12 protein-coding genes and 1 pseudogene are annotated in these 16562 nt (G+C 59.7%); 5 read left to right on the top strand and 8 right to left on the bottom strand.

All coding sequences use genetic code 11. From position 1 onward, the window contains the following. Positions 1 to 356 precede the first annotated feature (356 nt). Together AC0NIE_RS32155 and AC0NIE_RS32150 are read right to left on the bottom strand one after the other, a co-directional pair. Positions 357 to 1049, bottom strand: coding sequence for an OmpW/AlkL family protein (locus AC0NIE_RS32155; RefSeq protein WP_473488966.1), 693 nt, complete (start codon positions 1047 to 1049; stop codon positions 357 to 359). Positions 1050 to 1185: 136 nt separating this feature from the next. Further along, positions 1186 to 3309, bottom strand: a complete 2124-nt coding sequence (locus AC0NIE_RS32150; protein ID WP_473488967.1) for a prolyl oligopeptidase family serine peptidase — start codon at positions 3307 to 3309, stop codon at positions 1186 to 1188. A gap of 1239 nt (positions 3310 to 4548) precedes the next feature. On the opposite strand from AC0NIE_RS32150, the pseudogene AC0NIE_RS32145 reads away from it, so the two are divergent. Then, positions 4549 to 4839 (top strand): annotated as a pseudogene (locus AC0NIE_RS32145) (transcriptional regulator domain-containing protein); the annotation flags it as partial. Positions 4840 to 4954: 115 nt separating this feature from the next. After that, positions 4955 to 5470 (top strand): DUF2285 domain-containing protein, encoded by a 516-nt coding sequence (locus AC0NIE_RS32140; protein WP_473488968.1) that lies wholly within the window; start codon positions 4955 to 4957, stop codon positions 5468 to 5470. 390 nt (positions 5471 to 5860) lie between these two features. Here AC0NIE_RS32140 and AC0NIE_RS32135 read toward each other — a convergent pair whose 3' ends face one another. The 4 genes from AC0NIE_RS32135 to AC0NIE_RS32120 form a co-directional block, all read right to left on the bottom strand. After that, complete coding sequence (locus AC0NIE_RS32135) at positions 5861 to 6178, bottom strand: hypothetical protein (protein ID WP_474047334.1); 318 nt, start codon at positions 6176 to 6178, stop codon at positions 5861 to 5863. A 153-nt stretch (positions 6179 to 6331) separates the two neighbouring features. Further along, positions 6332 to 6547 (bottom strand): aminotransferase class V-fold PLP-dependent enzyme, encoded by a 216-nt coding sequence (locus tag AC0NIE_RS32130; RefSeq protein ID WP_473488970.1) that lies wholly within the window; start codon positions 6545 to 6547, stop codon positions 6332 to 6334. A gap of 388 nt (positions 6548 to 6935) precedes the next feature. Next, positions 6936 to 7709 carry an HAD-IIA family hydrolase gene (locus tag AC0NIE_RS32125; RefSeq protein ID WP_473488971.1) on the bottom strand — a complete coding sequence of 258 codons (774 nt, stop codon included), beginning with the start codon at positions 7707 to 7709 and terminating at the stop codon, positions 6936 to 6938. 1299 nt (positions 7710 to 9008) lie between these two features. Further along, positions 9009 to 10484, bottom strand: a complete 1476-nt coding sequence (locus AC0NIE_RS32120) for an NAD-dependent succinate-semialdehyde dehydrogenase (RefSeq protein WP_473488972.1) — start codon at positions 10482 to 10484, stop codon at positions 9009 to 9011. 183 nt (positions 10485 to 10667) lie between these two features. On the opposite strand from AC0NIE_RS32120, the gene AC0NIE_RS32115 reads away from it, so the two are divergent. After that, positions 10668 to 10955: a hypothetical protein gene (locus AC0NIE_RS32115; protein WP_473488973.1), complete on the top strand. Its 288-nt coding sequence runs from the start codon at positions 10668 to 10670 to the stop codon at positions 10953 to 10955. Between the two features lie 558 nt (positions 10956 to 11513). Here the strand turns inward: AC0NIE_RS32115 and AC0NIE_RS32110 are convergent. Together AC0NIE_RS32110 and AC0NIE_RS32105 are read right to left on the bottom strand one after the other, a co-directional pair. Continuing rightward, positions 11514 to 12899: a M16 family metallopeptidase gene (locus tag AC0NIE_RS32110; protein WP_473489002.1), complete on the bottom strand. Its 1386-nt coding sequence runs from the start codon at positions 12897 to 12899 to the stop codon at positions 11514 to 11516. Between the two features lie 4 nt (positions 12900 to 12903). Beyond that, positions 12904 to 14463, bottom strand: coding sequence for a M16 family metallopeptidase (locus tag AC0NIE_RS32105; protein WP_473488974.1), 1560 nt, complete (start codon positions 14461 to 14463; stop codon positions 12904 to 12906). Positions 14464 to 14980: 517 nt separating this feature from the next. Between AC0NIE_RS32105 and AC0NIE_RS32100 the strand changes: the two genes are divergently transcribed. Further along, complete coding sequence (locus AC0NIE_RS32100) at positions 14981 to 15193, top strand: cold-shock protein (protein WP_008874821.1); 213 nt, start codon at positions 14981 to 14983, stop codon at positions 15191 to 15193. A 219-nt stretch (positions 15194 to 15412) separates the two neighbouring features. Further along, positions 15413 to 16246: a prephenate dehydratase gene (locus tag AC0NIE_RS32095; protein ID WP_473488975.1), complete on the top strand. Its 834-nt coding sequence runs from the start codon at positions 15413 to 15415 to the stop codon at positions 16244 to 16246. The last annotated feature ends 316 nt before the right edge of the window (positions 16247 to 16562 follow it).

Raw genomic sequence — 16562 nt, 5'->3', positions numbered from 1 at the left:
ATTACACTCCCTTCCTTTTTCTGCACCTGGAATGGCCGGAATTGGGCCCGGCACAAAGCGCTGGCTATCGACATTCTCTGCATGGCTGTCGTCAGTCCGTTGACCCCTGTCCAGATGAACGATGCAATATGCGCGCCAAAGGAAAATCCCTTTAGATCAAGGCGATCGATCGGACCGGCTGTGTCGGATGACCGACATTAACGTCGCATATCCGACAGCTCGGACAACCCCAAGTCACATTGACCTTGGGTGTATGTCGGGTTGACAAGAGTGGACCGTCGGGCCGACGGCAAAGGGCGCACGAGGCGCCCTTCATTCGACTCGGGCTGCGCGTAAGCCGCCTTCGCCTTCCGTTGTCAGAAATGGTACGTGACGCCTGCGCCTATCAGCCAGGGATCGAGCTCCGCCTTTCCCGTCTGCTTCGCGCCGGCCACCGTGACGTCGAAGTCTGGCTTCAGGAAAAGCTTCTTCACGTCGAAGTTGACGCCCCAGTGCTGGTCGACCATGTAGTCGAACCCGACCTGTAGCGCGGTGCCGAACGTGTTCTTGACCTTGAGATCATCGGCGCTGCCGGCTTGCTGATGATAGAAGATCGTATAGTTCACGCCGGCGCCGACATAGGGCTTGAAGGCGCCGAAATCGGTAAAGTGGTACTGCAATGTCAGCGTGGGCGGCAGCAGCCAAACCTTGCCGATATTCCCCAGCCCGCCGATCGAGCCTTGGCCTGTGATGTTGGCATAGGTGGTGCCGAGGATAAGCTCGGCTGCGACATTGTCCGTGAAGAAATACGAAATATCGAGTTCCGGCGTTACGGTGTTCGAATAGGAAAGACCGGAGCCGGGCACCGCGTTAACGTAGCCCGAATCCTCAGTGATAACCCCCAAGGCGCGCAGGCGGATCTGCCAAGGGCTTGGCCATTCCGTGAACAAGGCACCCTGATCCGGGTCGCACGGTTCTGCAAGGTCTGCCGCAGCCGCCTGCTGCCCAACCAGCATCAGGACGACGGCCGCTGTTACTCCTCGCGCCCAGTTCATTCGCTTTGTTGCCATGATATTTCTCCTTGCTCTTCAGAAATGATAGGATTCACTGTAAATAGTTCTGCAGTATTGATTGAGATCGACAGAGCTCTGGCGCGCATTTTCGGGATTATCTGCACCGTTCTCGCGGTCATCGACCTGTACTCACTTATTCGGAGTTCGCTCCTGTCGGGCTCCCCGTTTTATGAACACTATCGGCGTGCCAGCCGATCGCGCTGCGAAGAAAATTGGTGCCAAGACTGATGAATGCGGCTTGCTCGCGATTGTCCTTGCCGTAGCCGTGCCCGCCGGCGCTGGCCTCGTAGAAGTAAGCGGGATAGCCAAGAGCTTGCAGTTTTGCGGCCATCTTACGCGCATGGCCCGGGTGGACGCGGTCGTCGCGTCTCATGGTGGCGAGCAGGATAGGCGGATAGGGCTGTCCCGGCGTGGCAGTGTGATAGGCGGAGATTTCCTTCAGGAAAGCCCAATCGTCAGCCTTGTCGGGATCGCCATATTCGTCGATCCAGCTCGCGCCCGCCAGGAGTTTGGTGTAGCGGCGCATGTCGATAAGCGGAACCATGCAGAACAGCGCGCCGAAACGCTCAGGATAGCGGGTAAGCATGTTGGCGATCAGTAGACCGCCATTCGAGCCCCCCTGGGCGGCAATCCGCCTCGGCAGCGTGATGCCCCTTCGCACGAGGTCGGCGGCAACGGCGGCGAAATCGTCATGGGCGAGACGCTTGCCCTCCCTCCGCCCGGCATCGTGCCAGCGGGTGCCGAACTCGCCGCCCCCGCGGATGTTCGCCACCACACACGTGCCGCCGCGCTCGAGCCACAGCTTGCCGAGCGAGGAGTAGTAGTAGGGCAGGAGCGATTTGCCGAACCCGCCATAGGCGGAAAGGTGAACCGGGGCATCTCCGTTCCCGTTCGCCGGACCAACCTGCGTATAGGGGATCATCTCCTGATCAATCGAGACTGCCTCGTGGCGCGTGACCACCAGTCCGGATGCGTCGAAAGTCTCCGGGTTGCGCTTCAGGATCACTGGAGCACCGAGCGGCGGCGCGGCATTGAGATCGAATAGGAAAAGTTGCGGCGGCGTGATCGGATCCTGAGCGCAAACCAGGACCTCTCCATTGGTCTCGTGATCTTCCGCATCGAGTGACCAGAGGTGAACAGTCCCTTGCGCGGGCGCTGTGTCAAGGGCTTGGCGTGTCCATTCCTGCGGGCCCGGGGTGAACACCTCGAATCTCGGAGCGAGGTTCGCCAGGTACCCGATAATGAGCTTCCCGTCATTCCAGAAGAATGACTGCAGACAGCGCCTCTCGGCTGGTTCAAACAGGGTACTAAAACGACGCTCGCCGGCCAGGAAAGCGGAAAGCGAGATGCCGATCAGCGCGTCGGCGCAATAGGTTGTGCCGGCAACCGTCCATGCTTTGCGCGGCTTTACCACCAGCCAATCGCCGAAGTTAGCCCACCTGGCGTCCTTGGGAAGGTCGATCTCAATCTTCGGTCCGCTTCTATCACCAATGCGGACTTTCTTCTCGAGCCAGGCCAGCTGCTCGACGAACCACAGGCGCTCGCTCTCGGCGGTACGGTCCAGATGGCCAGACACACCGAGGGTTTCGGAACCGGTCTCGAAGATCACCGGCGCCGCGAGGGGATCCGCGCCACGCTTCCACAGTCGCACGGTGCGCGCGTAGCCGCAGCGCGTGGCCATGCCATTACCAAGCGCACTGGAAAGCAGAAGCGTGTCAGGGTCCAGCCAACTAATGCGGCTTTTGGCCTCGGGGAGATCGAAACCGTCGGCGACAAAGCTCAGAGAGCTGAAGTCGAATTCGCGATGCACGACCGCGTCGCTGCCGCCGCGCGACAGGCGCAGAACGGCTCTTTCCCGTCTCTCCGGCTCGATCGACGCGCCGCCCCAGATCCAGTCCTCTCCGTCGCTAGCCGCGAGGGCATCCAGATCGAGCAGTAGCTCCCATTGGGGATCCGCCTGCATGTAGACGGCAAGGGTGATCCGGCGCCACAGTCCGCGCGGATTTCCGGCATCTCGCCAGAAATTGTAGAGGTACTGACCGCGGCGCGTGACCAGGGGAATTCTGTCGGGACGGTCGAAAATGGCTGGCAGCGCCGCCCGGTCGCGCTCGAACTGCATTCCCGCGAAGTGCTTCAGGGTCTTTGCCGACTGGCTGGCGGTCCACGCAAGTGCCCGTTCGCCTTCTACATCTTCGAGCCAAAGATGGGGGTCATCGTCGGGTGCATTCAGTGTTGGGCGGAAATCGAATTCGCTCATGTCCGGACAACCGGAGGAATGAAAGCGCAATGGCTTCCGTCTGCTCGGGAAGGCTCAGTGTTGGCGGCTGCGCCCCCATGTTCGAAAGCCGTGATCATCAGGTGGGTTCTTTTCAGTCGGTGCGGCGTCGCAGTGCTTTTGCGCATAGGACTGCAACCGTCGTGCCAACTGGAAAATCGTTTCGGAACAATGTGACCGCTCTGACAGCGCTGTGTCAGATGTCCGACATCGTCGAGAATCCGACAACGAGTGCACCGCGCAATCACCCGATCGACCTCCTGCGGGGAGTTAGGTGACGCCGCGTAGAGCTCAAGCAGGGAAGCTCACAATGAACTTGGTTGGCCCCCGACATCTTCGCTCCGGAACGCTTCACGCGCAGGGATTCAATGGCAGACATCATGAGGCAACGGACGCCGTGAGCGACCAAGCGGCCTGTGCCTAGGGGTCTAGACACCGCCACCAGTCAAAAACAGGGGATCCGAGGAAGGGATGGGGCGCCGCTTGGCCGAGCTGATGGTTATCCAACCCTGCCAGCAAACTCGGCCTGAGCCGTCCCCTTGATTGCATTTTAAGTCTGCCGATCGCGCCAGCAAGCTGCGTTCGAACGAACACATGGGAGTGGTCGCGAGCTACATTCAGCTGCTGGCGACCGTCGTTCAATATGCAAGGTATGAGGGTCAGGAACAGGGAAGCTCCGGCTCGGCATCCTATCTCGGTGAGACGGCCAACGATCGGCGGTCTTTGGCTGACGCTGCGAGTTGTGCGCCGCACCAAAGGCAGCGTGGGACAAGTCTGCCTGGAAAACGGCTGCAGCAGGCGCAAGTGGTCCCCGGCCGCTCCATCTCCATGCCGCTCGCAAAACCCCGGCGTGAGCACCACCCCAAAAGCAATTGCGCGCCTTGCCGATTCGTTTTGCGGGCCCACTGCACAGTCGGCTCAACCTGTACACCTATACAGGCTGCCATACCCTGAAACTTGGCCTCCAATGGTGGAAATTCCCCCGAGGAGACCTACGATGACTCACTTTATAGCACCTGCGCTACGACAACTTGCCCACAAGCACCGGGCAATCCACCGCTACGCAACTTCGTCTCCAAGGAGCGTCTTGAACGCGACGCAGGAGCCGATCACCGCTATCAAATCGATTGCCCTGGCGTGCACAGGCCGCGCTGGCTGTCGCTGCGCGGGTTCAACGGCCTGGTGGCTACTTGCGCGCGACTTCTGCCCTCGACAGCGCCAATGGCACACGCTTCTACGAAATGGCGCCATGGAGGTCCGGTGCCTTCGGGGCCTGTGCTTTGCCAAGTGGCACGAACTTTCGACGTCCGTGGGGGCGGGCAGGGGAGCACAGTCGTGCCTACAGTTCTCGTGACAGGCGTGGATGAGGCTGATTGGCGCGATGAAAGATCATACGATTACACCACTGGTCTGACGCCACGGGAATGGGCTTGGGAGTTCTTACGCCGCAATCCAGCATTCCAGCGTGATCTGGTCGCAACGCGTCAGCAGGCCAATACTTTGTCTCACCAACCCTTTCTCGACGTGGTCGCGTCGGCCGGTGACCTGTCGCGCTGGGGTGTCCTGTTTCGCCGAGTCTTATGGGCGAAATTCGCTCGTATTCTGGTCTCCGCTCTGGTGCGTCCATGTGCTGCCGGTCATTGCAGAACAGCTGTCCGCATCCTCGGCGACATTGCCGTTCGAGCTCTCGGCGTTGCCATGTCGTGCGACGGTCCTGCTGGCGCCCGACAAGGGCCAGCATGTTCTTCTTCGCAATGCGGAACATACGCTCCAGCTCGCCGTCTCTGGCGCGGATATCTTGCGCCCTGTTTGCCTCCGCACCGAGGCGATCTGGCCAGCGATGCTTTCGAAGCCCCGTCTGAGGGCGCTCGAGTGCCTCAATTCTCTAAGTCTGGGTCAACACCTGCCCGCCCGCTTGTTTCCGCCGGAAAGACGCGGTCCGCGCTTGACCTTCGTTCTTCGTGCGCTCGACGGCTCACTTGCTGGGGCGTCACATCGTGAGCTCGCCGAAGCGCTGGTTGGTCAACGGCGCGTCCATGCCGATTGGAGGGATCCTCGCGATCATCTGCGCGACCGCATTCGCCGCGCCGTCTCGCGTGGCCGCGCCCTCATGAATGGAGGGTACAGAGATTTCCTTCTTTAAAAAGTGACAGTCCGCCCTGTCCGTCAGCCGGCGAACAGTTCGGAGCTAAAACCCGTCACCACCGATTGGCCGCTCGACATGGCAGCGAACGGCCTTCGAGGGCGCTCTGGTTGAGGCATCGTCGATGCCAAGAGGCACGTTCGTATTGTCCGATAGCCGACAATGTCGGGTACGCAAGGTACAGGAACCTGACTCTCGGGTGTTTTTAAGCGCTTTTTGACCTGGCACGGTACATGCACGCTATTCAGCAAAACGCGCGGACTGAGTGGTTCCCACCTCCACGAGAGTCGCTGAATTACGCCACCTCCCAAGGCGTACCCGGCCCGGCAGCGAGCTCAGTCTCCTGCCGGGCATCCGTGTTCAGATGTCACTCGCGTTCAGAACTTCAAATTAGAGGCGCAATGTTTCGCGTCCGGCTATGCGAACTGGTGCTGAAGAATTGTCAGACTTCGAGCGCGGTCGTTGTGGCTCCGTATTCACGGCAGCGACTATTTCGGCCATTGCCAACTCGAGATCCGCCTTTGGAGTAAATGTGGAAAGGCTCACTCGCAGCGTAGGCTTAGCATCTTCATAGCTGATCCCCATCGTCGTCAGCACATGCGACGGAGCGGTGGAGCCACCGCGGCAGGCGGAACCTGTGGAGAGACAGATTCCGCGCATCGCCAGGCGCTCGACAATCGCATCGGCCTCACACCACGGGATGGTCAAAGAGCACGTATTTGGAAGGCGCGGTGCTTGAATCCCATTAAAACGTACTTGCGGCAGGCGGATTGCCAACTCCCGTTCAAAGTTGTTTCGAAGCGCTTCGATGCCACTCGCTACACTCAGCCGCCGAGCCGCCTGTTCCGCGGCAACGGCCAGTCAGGCGGCTGCTTCGCTGTTCAGCGTCCCGCGCCGTCGCCCGTCCTCCTGTTCACCATAAAAAAGCGGTTCGAGGCGCAACCCCTCCCTAATGTACAACGCGCCCACGCCTTTCGGGCCTTGGAATTTATGCGCTGATAGGGAGAGCAGATCGACTTCGACGAACTCGTCTGTCAGATCTATGGGTATACGACTAACAACCTGCGCGGCGTCCACGTGTAGGATCGCCTCCGGAGCGAGGCGGCGACGATATCGGTCTAAACTACAATGAGTTGAACGACGCCCATCTCGTTGTTCGCAGCCATGACAGAAACGAAGGCGGTGTCGGGCGTGAGTGTCGCAGCGAACGCATCTGGTCGATCCGACCTGCCCATTCGCTGGACTAGCCTACTTCGGCGCGCGAGACTCTTCGGTCGAAGACTCTTGCTTCTTGGAGGTCAAGACCGGCCTGCATTGGGCTACATGGGTATACTTCGACTAAGTTGTCATGCTTATCACTTCTTTTCTGGATGCGGCCAGCGTTCCTCCCGACAATTGCCCAGGTTGGCGGCCCCATGCGGAACGTAGAGGGAGCGTTCGGTCTTCGTGTAAGGGTGGACTCGGCTTATTGGTTCACGATGATCTGGCCCAGATCGGCAAGGCGCTCGACCACGTGGTCCGGTCTGAATGGAAACCGCTCTATGTCAGCCAGTTTGGTCACCCCAGTAAGCACAAGGGCTGTCCTCAGGCCCGATTCCAGCCCTGCGAGCACGTCGGTGTCCATGCGGTCACCGACCATGATGGTATCGACAGCTCGCACTCCGAGCCGGTCGAGCGCGTTGCGCATCATGAAGGGGTTCGGCTTCCCGACGAAATAGGGCTGACGGCCGGTGGCCTTCTCGATTAGTGCTGCGACTGCACCGCATGCCGGATGAGAGCCTCGCTCGGTCGGGCCAGTCGCATCCGGATTGGTGGCGAGAAAGCGCGCGCCCTTCGCCACAAGCTCGGCGCCAGTTGCGATCTGTTCATAGTGGTACGAAGTGGTGTCTCCGAGGACCACGAACTCGGGGGCAAACTCCGTTATCCGGCAGCCTGCCTGCCGCAGGGCCTCGACCAGACCGTGGTCGCCGATGACATAAGCAGATGATCCGTGCTTTTGTAGTTCCACGAACCGCGCGGTGGCGAGCGCCGATGTGTAGATGTGCTCTGGCTGCACGGCGAAGCCAACCGCTCTTAGACGCTCGGCATGATCTTCGGGCGTGAAGCGCGAGTTATTGGTGAAGATCTGAAACGGCTCACCCTTGGCGACTAGCCCGGCGACATAGTCGACCGAGCCAGCAATCGGTTGGCCGCCGCGGACCAGGACTCCGTCCATGTCGAGCAGATGCGCTATAATCATTGGATCTCACCCCTCAATGTCTCTCGTGGATGCGCGGCCTGGGCACGTCTAGTGTCACTGTATCTTCTCCAGGCGGGAATGCCGGCGACTGTAGCGATTCAGAGCGATGCGCGAAGGGCGCTCAATTGCTTGTGCGGCAATAAGGAGATTGCGGCGTAAAAAGTGTCCGTGGCGTCATCCGCTCGCCGTGCGGACGCGCTGCACCGTTGGGTTGACGACATTCGCTGTGTCAGCGCATCTGATGGACGATCGCGTTCTAGTTCGCGTGAACCACCTGGCGAGACATTTCTCTGCAGAACCATCGTGATTGACGGCACCACAGTGATGGGACCCAGCATTGTCTCGCGGCGCGGACGCAAACACGCCGGTGCCTTGGCGGACTTCCCAATAATCGGACAGCATCGAACGATTTCGGGAGTCGCTCCCGCGCCCAAGGTGGAATTCAGTGCCGAATCTTGACGCCGACCGCGAGTGGTTTACCCGTTCATTTGCTTTCGCGTTTCCGCCAAGTCAGGGTCGGGCCCCTGCGATGTCCTTCGCGATAGAGCCTGACCTGTTCAAAAGCCTGCTAGTCGCCGAGCTTGGGCCGCGGCAACAGGAAGAGGAGGTATTGCGCCTTATGACATTTTTGAGGCAGAGCCCGAAGACACTTCGTTTTGGGGCGGCGGTTGGGTATTGAGGAGCGAAGATAGAAAATGGCAGCGGCCGGCGTTGCAAAGAAGGGAAAGGCAACAGGGCGGCGCTATGACAAGGGCGAGCGTCGATTCAATCACGTCGGAAAGGGCGCTCATCCGTGTTTGAATTTGACGACAGCGAGCCGAAAACGTGGGTTGGAAAATGCCCCTCAACCTATCTGAAGGTGATCGGACTAAATTACTAAATGAGGCAATTAGGGCGCCGAACGGCGATCGGCACCTGCCCGTTCCGAAGAGGCTATACGTCGTTTACGAGGGGCAATTTATGAGCCCCAAACGAGCGATCGCGGCCGAACCTATCTTGGATATCCATATAAGGGTGAACTGTCGGCGGCGTGGATCTCCGGGTACTTCTCGATGCTGTCGCCCCGCACAGATGAGATGCTTGCCGCGGTTGGATAGGATGAGCAACGTACCGTCCGGTACCGGCGCCTTGGCTCGTCGCCGCAGAGGCGGTTCAACGTACTGGGCGCCTAGATGCACACTTAAGGCGCGCAGGCCGGGGTCGCGATAGACGACCCGAACCAGCCGCAAGAAGGTTCGCCAAAGCGCTCGATCATCCCTTTGGTTCATTCTGAGCCTGAGGTGTCCGTCCACATAGAGATCAGATTCCGCCTATGCAGAGATATTTCATTTCGAGGTAGTCTTCGAGCCCGTGGCGGGAACCCTCCCGCCCGATGCCGGACTGCTTCATCCCGCCAAAGGGCGCCGCTTCCGAAGACATACGCCCCGTGTTGATGCCAACCATGCCGTATTCCAATGCCTCGGCAACGCGCCAGACACGCTTCAGGTTCGAGGCATAGAAATAGGCGGCTAGGCCGTAGATCGTGTCGTTGGCATCACGCACAACCTGATCCGCATCGTGGAAGCGAATGATCGGGGCCAGCGGCCCGAAAGTCTCCTCTTGCGCAATCACCATGATGCTGGATACCTCGGTGAGGACTGTTGGTTCGAAGAAGGTGCCATCCTTGCCGAAACGCTCGGCCCCGCAGCGAATTATGCTGCCTTTAGCAACGGCGTCTGCGATATGGGACTCGATCTTGGCAAGGGCATGCATGTCGATGAGCGGTCCGATGTCCACTGCGGGAGTAAAGCCGTCGCCAACCGACAAGTGCCGCACTTTCTCCACGAATTTCTCGACGAACTCATCGTGAACGCTCGATTGGACGTAAAGACGGTTCGCTGAAACGCAAGTCTGGCCGGCGTTACGGAACTTCGCCTGGATCGCGCCGTCAACCGCAGCGTCGATATCGGCGTCGTCGAAGACGATGAATGGCGCATTGCCGCCGAGCTCGAGGCTGACCTTCTTGATCTGATCTGAGCACTGACGCATCAGCAGCCGGCCAACCTCGGTCGAGCCTGTAAAGCTGATCTTTCGGACCTTGGGATTGGAGCAGAGTTCGCGTCCAACGCCATCACCTTCCGACGCATAGACCAGGTTGACGACGCCGTCGGGAAAGCCGGCCTGGTGCGCAAGGGCGAACATTGCACCTGCCACGAGCGGCGTCTGTTCAGCAGGTTTAAGCACGATCGCGCAGCCCGCCGCCAGGGCCGGCGAGATCTTGCGCGCCACCATCGACGCTGGGAAATTCCACGGCGTAATCGTGCCGACCACACCGATGGGCTGCTTGATCACCAGCATCCGACGGTCTGTCGATGGTGCGGGGATCGTCTCGCCATAGATGCGATTGGCTTCTTCGGCGTACCATTGCAGATACGCGGCCGCATGCGAAACCTCCGACTTGGCTTCGGCAAACGGCTTGCCCATCTCTGCAGTGAGTATCGCTGCAAGATCACCGGCGTGGTCAATGATCAGCTCATGCCATCGCCACAGAACGTCACTGCGTTCTCGGGCGGTCAGCCCCGCCCATCCAGGCTGCGCTACGTAGGCCTTGTCGATCGCAGCGCGTGTCTCCTCCACACCCATGTCGGGAAGTACTGCCAGCATTTCGCCGCTCGACGGGTTGAGGACCTCGAATGTCCGCTCGCTAACCGGCGTGCCGAGCGCCGGCAGGCGATCGATGGCGTCAAACAGATCCGGGGATTTCAGGTGGCGGATCATCGGCAGGCACAGGGGCAATACCGGATTCCTCTCAAACGCGGCGGATAATGTCGACAGGGCGTCGGTGTGTACTCCGCACCTGCGGGTTTCTTATAGGACCTCAGCCAGACGGCTGGTAGGCCATTCCACTCAGCTTGAAAGGGAGAATTTTTGAACTCTTCTGGTCGATGGCTTGCGGTTCTCACCGGCGCAAACTGAACAATGGACATCGGCTTCCCACCGCGGGTAGCTCTGCGGATCACGATCGGCGTCCTCCGCAAACCCGAAGGTGAGGCTGGCATTATAAAGATTACTGAACAAAAACTGGGGTCGGAGCTTCCTGCCCAAAAAGTTGCTTTGCACGCTTCTTCCAAGCTTCTCATGCCGCCTTTTCAGCGCGTTATTATTGAGGCTCGTGTGGAAAGCCGCGATCGGTCCGCCAGTCTGAATAAACTCGCGACTCCAAACGGAAAATCCGCGCCATCGATGCATTGTCGAAGAGAACACTAGCCTGCCAGAACACAACTGCTTTGTCGGTGTCGCACATGACTTTGAACCAGTGACAGAACCGGCTTTACCCAATAAACGACCCATAAATACCCAAACGACGCGAACTCCTATACTTTGCGGGGGCTGCCGGCTATGCCGGGCGGGGTCTATGGTTACCGCCACCGAACCGCAAAGGTGCGTTTCGGCCCAAGCAGGTGACGATCCCTAGCTGGAAAAGCGGCACTCCTCGTCGGGGGCCGGGGTCCCGTGTTCCGCCCTCGGCGGTGCTATGCTGACATTCTGCGTCTGCCCTCTTAACCGATCTGTCACTGCAGTCAGGCCCGCGTCCCGGCCCTTCGGCCGGCGCAAGCGCTGACGCTCCTTGGGCTGCCTCATTTTCTGTGCGAGGCGCTCTTCGATCTCTCGACCGGCTCCAAAATTAAAAGACATCCTAACTTTCGCGTGTTTCATATACGGGAAAGTTAGAATCCCTTCCTTGCCAACTGTTGGCTAATCAGCATAAACGCAGTTCCCAAGACGATCAGCGCGAAGCTTGGCAGAGCGCGAGACTGTTCGTCGTCACGGTACGCCGGCAAGCCGCGGGCCAACGCCCATAATGGCGGGCTCCGCCGAAAGCAGCTTCTTCGCCGCCGCTCTGACCTGGTCGAGCGTCACCTGCTCGATAAGGGCCGGACGCCGCTGGATGTAGTCTATGCCGAGCTTGTCGAGCTGCATTCGGACAAGCGTGGCTGAAATCGCCCTGGAGGAACCCAGATTGCTGATAGCATAGGCCCCGATCAGATACTTTTTGCTCGCTTCGAGCTCGGCCGCTGTTGGCCCGGTGTCCACCAGCTCCTTGATTACTTGTCTAATCAGGTCGAGCGTCTCCGCCGCCCTGTCGGCGCGCGTCGACGTGGTCACGACAAGCGTGTTGGAATGCTGGTGGCCTTCCAAACTAGAGGACACACCGTAGGCCAGGCCACGCTTTTCCCGCACTTCCTGGAACAGACGTGAGGTGAATGGCGAGCCTCCGAGTATATCGTTTATCAGCTGCGCGGCATAGAATTCCGGGTCGCTGCGTCCGATGCCGGGAAAAGCCAGCTGGAGCGAAGTCTGGGGCAGGGCGTATGCGACCAACGTCCACTGGCCGAGCTTCGGGGTGACATCAGGTACCTGGGCGAGCGCCTGCTTCTGAGGCAAATCGCCGAACAACTGGTCGAGCCTTGCACTCAGGGCTTTGGCATCGATGTCGCCGACAACCGCCACGTGCAGCCCCTCGCGGGCGAAAGCGGCCTTGTGGAAGGCGCTTAGATCGGCGGGCGTTATGCGGGCCAGGCTTTCCTTGGTGCCCTCGGGCGGCCTCGAATACGGATGCGCGCCGTAGAGCCTGCGCCGCCATGCATCCCAGCCGATCGCGTGAGGTTCGCGCTCGTTGGCGATGATGCCGGAGAGAAGCTGAGCGCGGATTCGGTCAAAGGGTTCCTGATCGAAGCGGGGCCTGTTCAACGCGAGCCTGATGAGATCGAAAGCGGCGTCCTGGCGCTGGGAAAGCATGCGCACCGAGCCATAGATGCCGTCAGGCCGCGCGTGGAAGCTCATCTCAGCGCCGGCATCATCGAGTCGCACCTGAAAGGTGTCGCCGCCGTGATCGCCTGCGCCCTCGTCGAACAAGCCGGTCATCAAATTGGCAAGCCCCTCCTTACCGGCCGGGTCCTGGCTGGTGCCGCCGTCAAACACGAACTGGAGCGTGACGATCGGCAGCGTATGGTCTTCCACCAGCCAGGCGGTGATCCCCTTTTCAGATTTCACCTCCTGGATGTTCGCCGCAGCACGGGCGGTACGCGCTGGCAGGGTGAGGAAGAAAATAGCAAGGCAAAGGACAGCCAGCCAGGAGGCGAGGCGCCAGCCTTGTCCAAAAGGAGAGGGCAATGCTTGTGGAATGGCCCTGCGGAATTGGTTCGTCATCATATCAATTTTCCTTGGGCAGGAGATAGCCGGTGGTCGAATGGTCGGACACGAGGTAGCGGGCGGCAACGGCCTTAACCTGATCGGCCGTGACCTTGCGGATGCGGTCCGGCCATTCCTCGACGTCTTTCACATTGCCGCCTGTGGCAAGCGTGGCGCCATACATGCCAGCGACGGAGGCCTGCTCGTCATGGGCGAAGATGAACGAGCGGATATAGCGGTTTTTCGTCTTCTCCAGTTCGTCGCTGGTGATGCCGTTCCTGGCGATGCGCGCTATCTCGGCGTCGACTGCGGCCTCGACATCCGCAAGCTTCGCCTTGCCGCGCGGCCAGCCGCGGATGCTGAACTTGCCAGCATCCAGCATGGTGCCCTCGAAATCAGCGTCGGCCGCTGCGGCTATGCCCTGCTTCACAACGAGCTCCTGGTACAGCCGGCTGCGGTTGCCCCCGGCGAGAATCTGTGCCAGCAGGTCCAGCGCCTCGGCTTCGCCGGGCTCGGCGGTGCGATAGGACGGCACCACCCAACATCTGGAAAAGATGGGGACCGAAACGCGGCCATCCCTTAGCGTCAATGTGCGCCTGGTGTTCTGCACCGGCTCAGACGGGCGTTCGCGTGGCGGCAGATCTGGTCCACGCGGGACCTTGCCATAGGTCTTCTCGGCCAGCGCCTTCACGGCCTCGGGCTCGACGTCGCCTGCCACCACCAGCACGGCGTTGTTCGGCCCGTACTTGTCATAAAAAGCCACGGCGTCGTTGCGGTCCAGCTTCTCGATCTCGTGCATCCAGCCGATCACCGGGATCCGGTAGGGTTGGCTCTGCCAGAGCGTCGTGACGACCTCCTCATCGAGAAGCGCCTCCGGATTGTTGTCGACCCTCAAGCGACGCTCCTCGCGGACCACGTCCCGCTCGGTGTTGATGACGTCATCCGTGAGGGTGAGATTGCGCATGCGATCAGCCTCGAAGCTCATCATCTGCTCCACTGCCGAGGGCGCCACTCTTTCGTAGAAGGCAGTATAATCGTAAGAGGTGAAGGCGTTTAGCGAGCCCCCGATCTCCGCCACCGCGCGGTCCAACTCGCCGGCGCCGTGATTGGCCGTCCCTTTGAACATCAGATGCTCGAAGAAATGCGCGATGCCGGATTTGCCCGGAGGCTCGTCGGCACTGCCGACCTTGTACCACACCATATGGGTGACGATGGGCGCGCGGTGATCGGGTATGACGACCACCTCCATGCCGTTGTCGAGCAGGAAATTCGCTATGTCATAGGCGGCCGCCGGAGACGGCGCGGTCGTCAGAAATGTCAGCGCGCTCGCAAAAAGTGCGCCCCGCAGCCAGGCAGACGGTGGCTTCGGTTGTGGTGACCGGGCGATGGACAAGGTTCGCAGGGAAGTGAGTTGTCCCTCAATTTGAAGATGCTGCGTCCCAGTCGCCCCCACTGGGAGAAGGTGGATCGGTGGGCAGCGCCGGTCCAGACGAGCCCTCACAATGCTGCCAGGCCCGGCTCGGATGTCAGTTTTGAGTAGGTCGGCGAAAGGTGGGGCGGCATTTTTCTGTGTGGGGATCATGGGACGACTCTCCTGCGCGTTTGCATGACCCCGCAGGAACCGTGCCAGATGAGAAAGCCGTTTCGGCGATGCGATTCAACGGACTCTCTGTTGCGTACCTCCGACATTGTCCGACGTCTAACACCGCCGAATGGGGGGCGCTCGCCGCTTAAAGAGGTGGCTAGGTGAAATACCCTTAGGACAGCGGCGAAGATGGTGGCGTCAGCGCGCGCCCGTAGTTGCTGGTCGTCCGCGTACTCTTGCTCACATCGGCCGATCGCAGGTCCCTAACAGGACTCCAAACCAGCGATAGACGCGGTTCTGGAATTTACCGGAGCGTTTCAGAACTTGTGTTTGCCATTCGGAGCGCCAGCGCGGGAGACGCTTCCGCGACAGGCGGTCATGATGGAGCTTGCGAGCCGCTTTAGCGATTTGACCGGGCTTTTGCTATTTTAGCTTTTGCTGCCCTAAAGTCTCGGATATGAAGCGGACCTGGCTTATGGCCTGCCTACATTGAATGGTTACAAAGGAATACGCTATGGCGACTGGAACGGTGAAGTGGTTCAACAGCACCAAGGGATTCGGTTTTATCCAGCCTGACAACGGAGGTCAGGACGTTTTCGTCCACATTTCCGCTGTCGAGCGAGCGGGCCTTTCGACCCTTAATGAGGGCCAGAAGATCAACTACGAGGTCGAACAGGACCGCCGTACTGGCAAATCATCCGCTGGCAGTCTCAGCAAAGCTGGCTGACCTTTTTCTGCTTCTGCCCGGCAAGAGCCGGGCAGAAGTGCCACTGACCGCGCCATAGGAGCGGGCAAGAACACGGATCCCCGCCGACTGGGGCAGCTGATTGTAGCAAGCTGCTAAGTTCTACTGCCACACGATGTTGCAAGCGAAGAGGGGCGGGTCCCAGCCCTCTTACTTTCTGCAGCAGATGTTTATCGCATTCTCGATCGAGCGTGGCGGGGAATGAACGAGCAATTCAGCCAGCCTCCAGCGATCCACACCTCCTGGATCAAGAGGGCAGGGTACATTGGCCCTGAGGGGACCTGGACCCATCAAGCCTCGCTGGACCTCTTTGGTGACCAAGTTGAACTCGTTCCGTTCAGCGACGGATTGTTCGAAGCATATGAGAATGGCTGCGTCCACGTTGCATGCGTCCCAGCTACGACCTCTCTGGTCGGAGCCACTCCCTACCTCGACCAAGTCTTGAGCTTGAGGTCTCCCACGATTATCGCCGAGTACCCGAAGGTCCTGAGCTACAGCCTCATGGCCAGCAAGGATGCGAGTTTCTCGATGATCGCTAAGGTGGTGGGCCACCCAGTGGCCCTGCAGGAGGTGGCCGGGTGGCTCGACGAGAACATGCCCAATGTCGAGCGAGAGAGCCGTCGGGGATCGACATCTTTCGTGGCAGAGCAAAAATCTCCCTCGATAGCAGCATTTGGTCCTGCGCTTGGTGCCAAGCTGTACAATCTGCAGATATTGCGAACAGGAATTGAAGAAGGGCTGCATAACGTTACGCGGTGGTGGGTGCTCGGGCGCAGGACCCCTGCGCCGACAGGATTTGACCGGACAACACTTCACCTCCGCGTTTCAGAGCAAAATCTCAGTTGTGTCCTGAACAGGTTCTCGAAGGACAATTTAGCCGTTCTCAATGTCTATCAGCGTCCGACCTGCGAGCGGCTAGACACCCATCAGTATGTCATCGATGTCGCTGGACACGTTTTGACGCACCCGGCGCTGGCCGCGTTGGCGGAGATTGATGGCCTGAGAATTCTCGGATCGTACCCACGTCGCTATTAGTTGTGGCTAGGCTAGGCTAGTTTCCGTCCATAACCCCAAAACTGTTGATCTTATCACTGACGAACAAGGGGCTGCCGCATCGAACTTGATGCGATGTACACGTAATGCGCGAGCCATGGACGAGATAATCGCGCCGACGATCTTGTCGTTCCCGCCAGTTTCTTGCCTGCGAAACGGAGTATTCATAGGCACAGATGTCGACCGGCCGGGCATCTCACAAAACCAGTGACCGTTGTATGACTGTGACGCGTTGTGGGCGGCACGCTCGTCCATTCGGGAAGGTCCAACACTTCAATCCGCGCAGGGGCGCCGTGAC

It is taken from the genome of Mesorhizobium sp. WSM4842, from assembly GCF_055901575.1.
The sequence above is the reverse complement of the archived record's forward strand: the minus strand, read 5'-3'. Positions and strand labels throughout refer to the sequence as shown.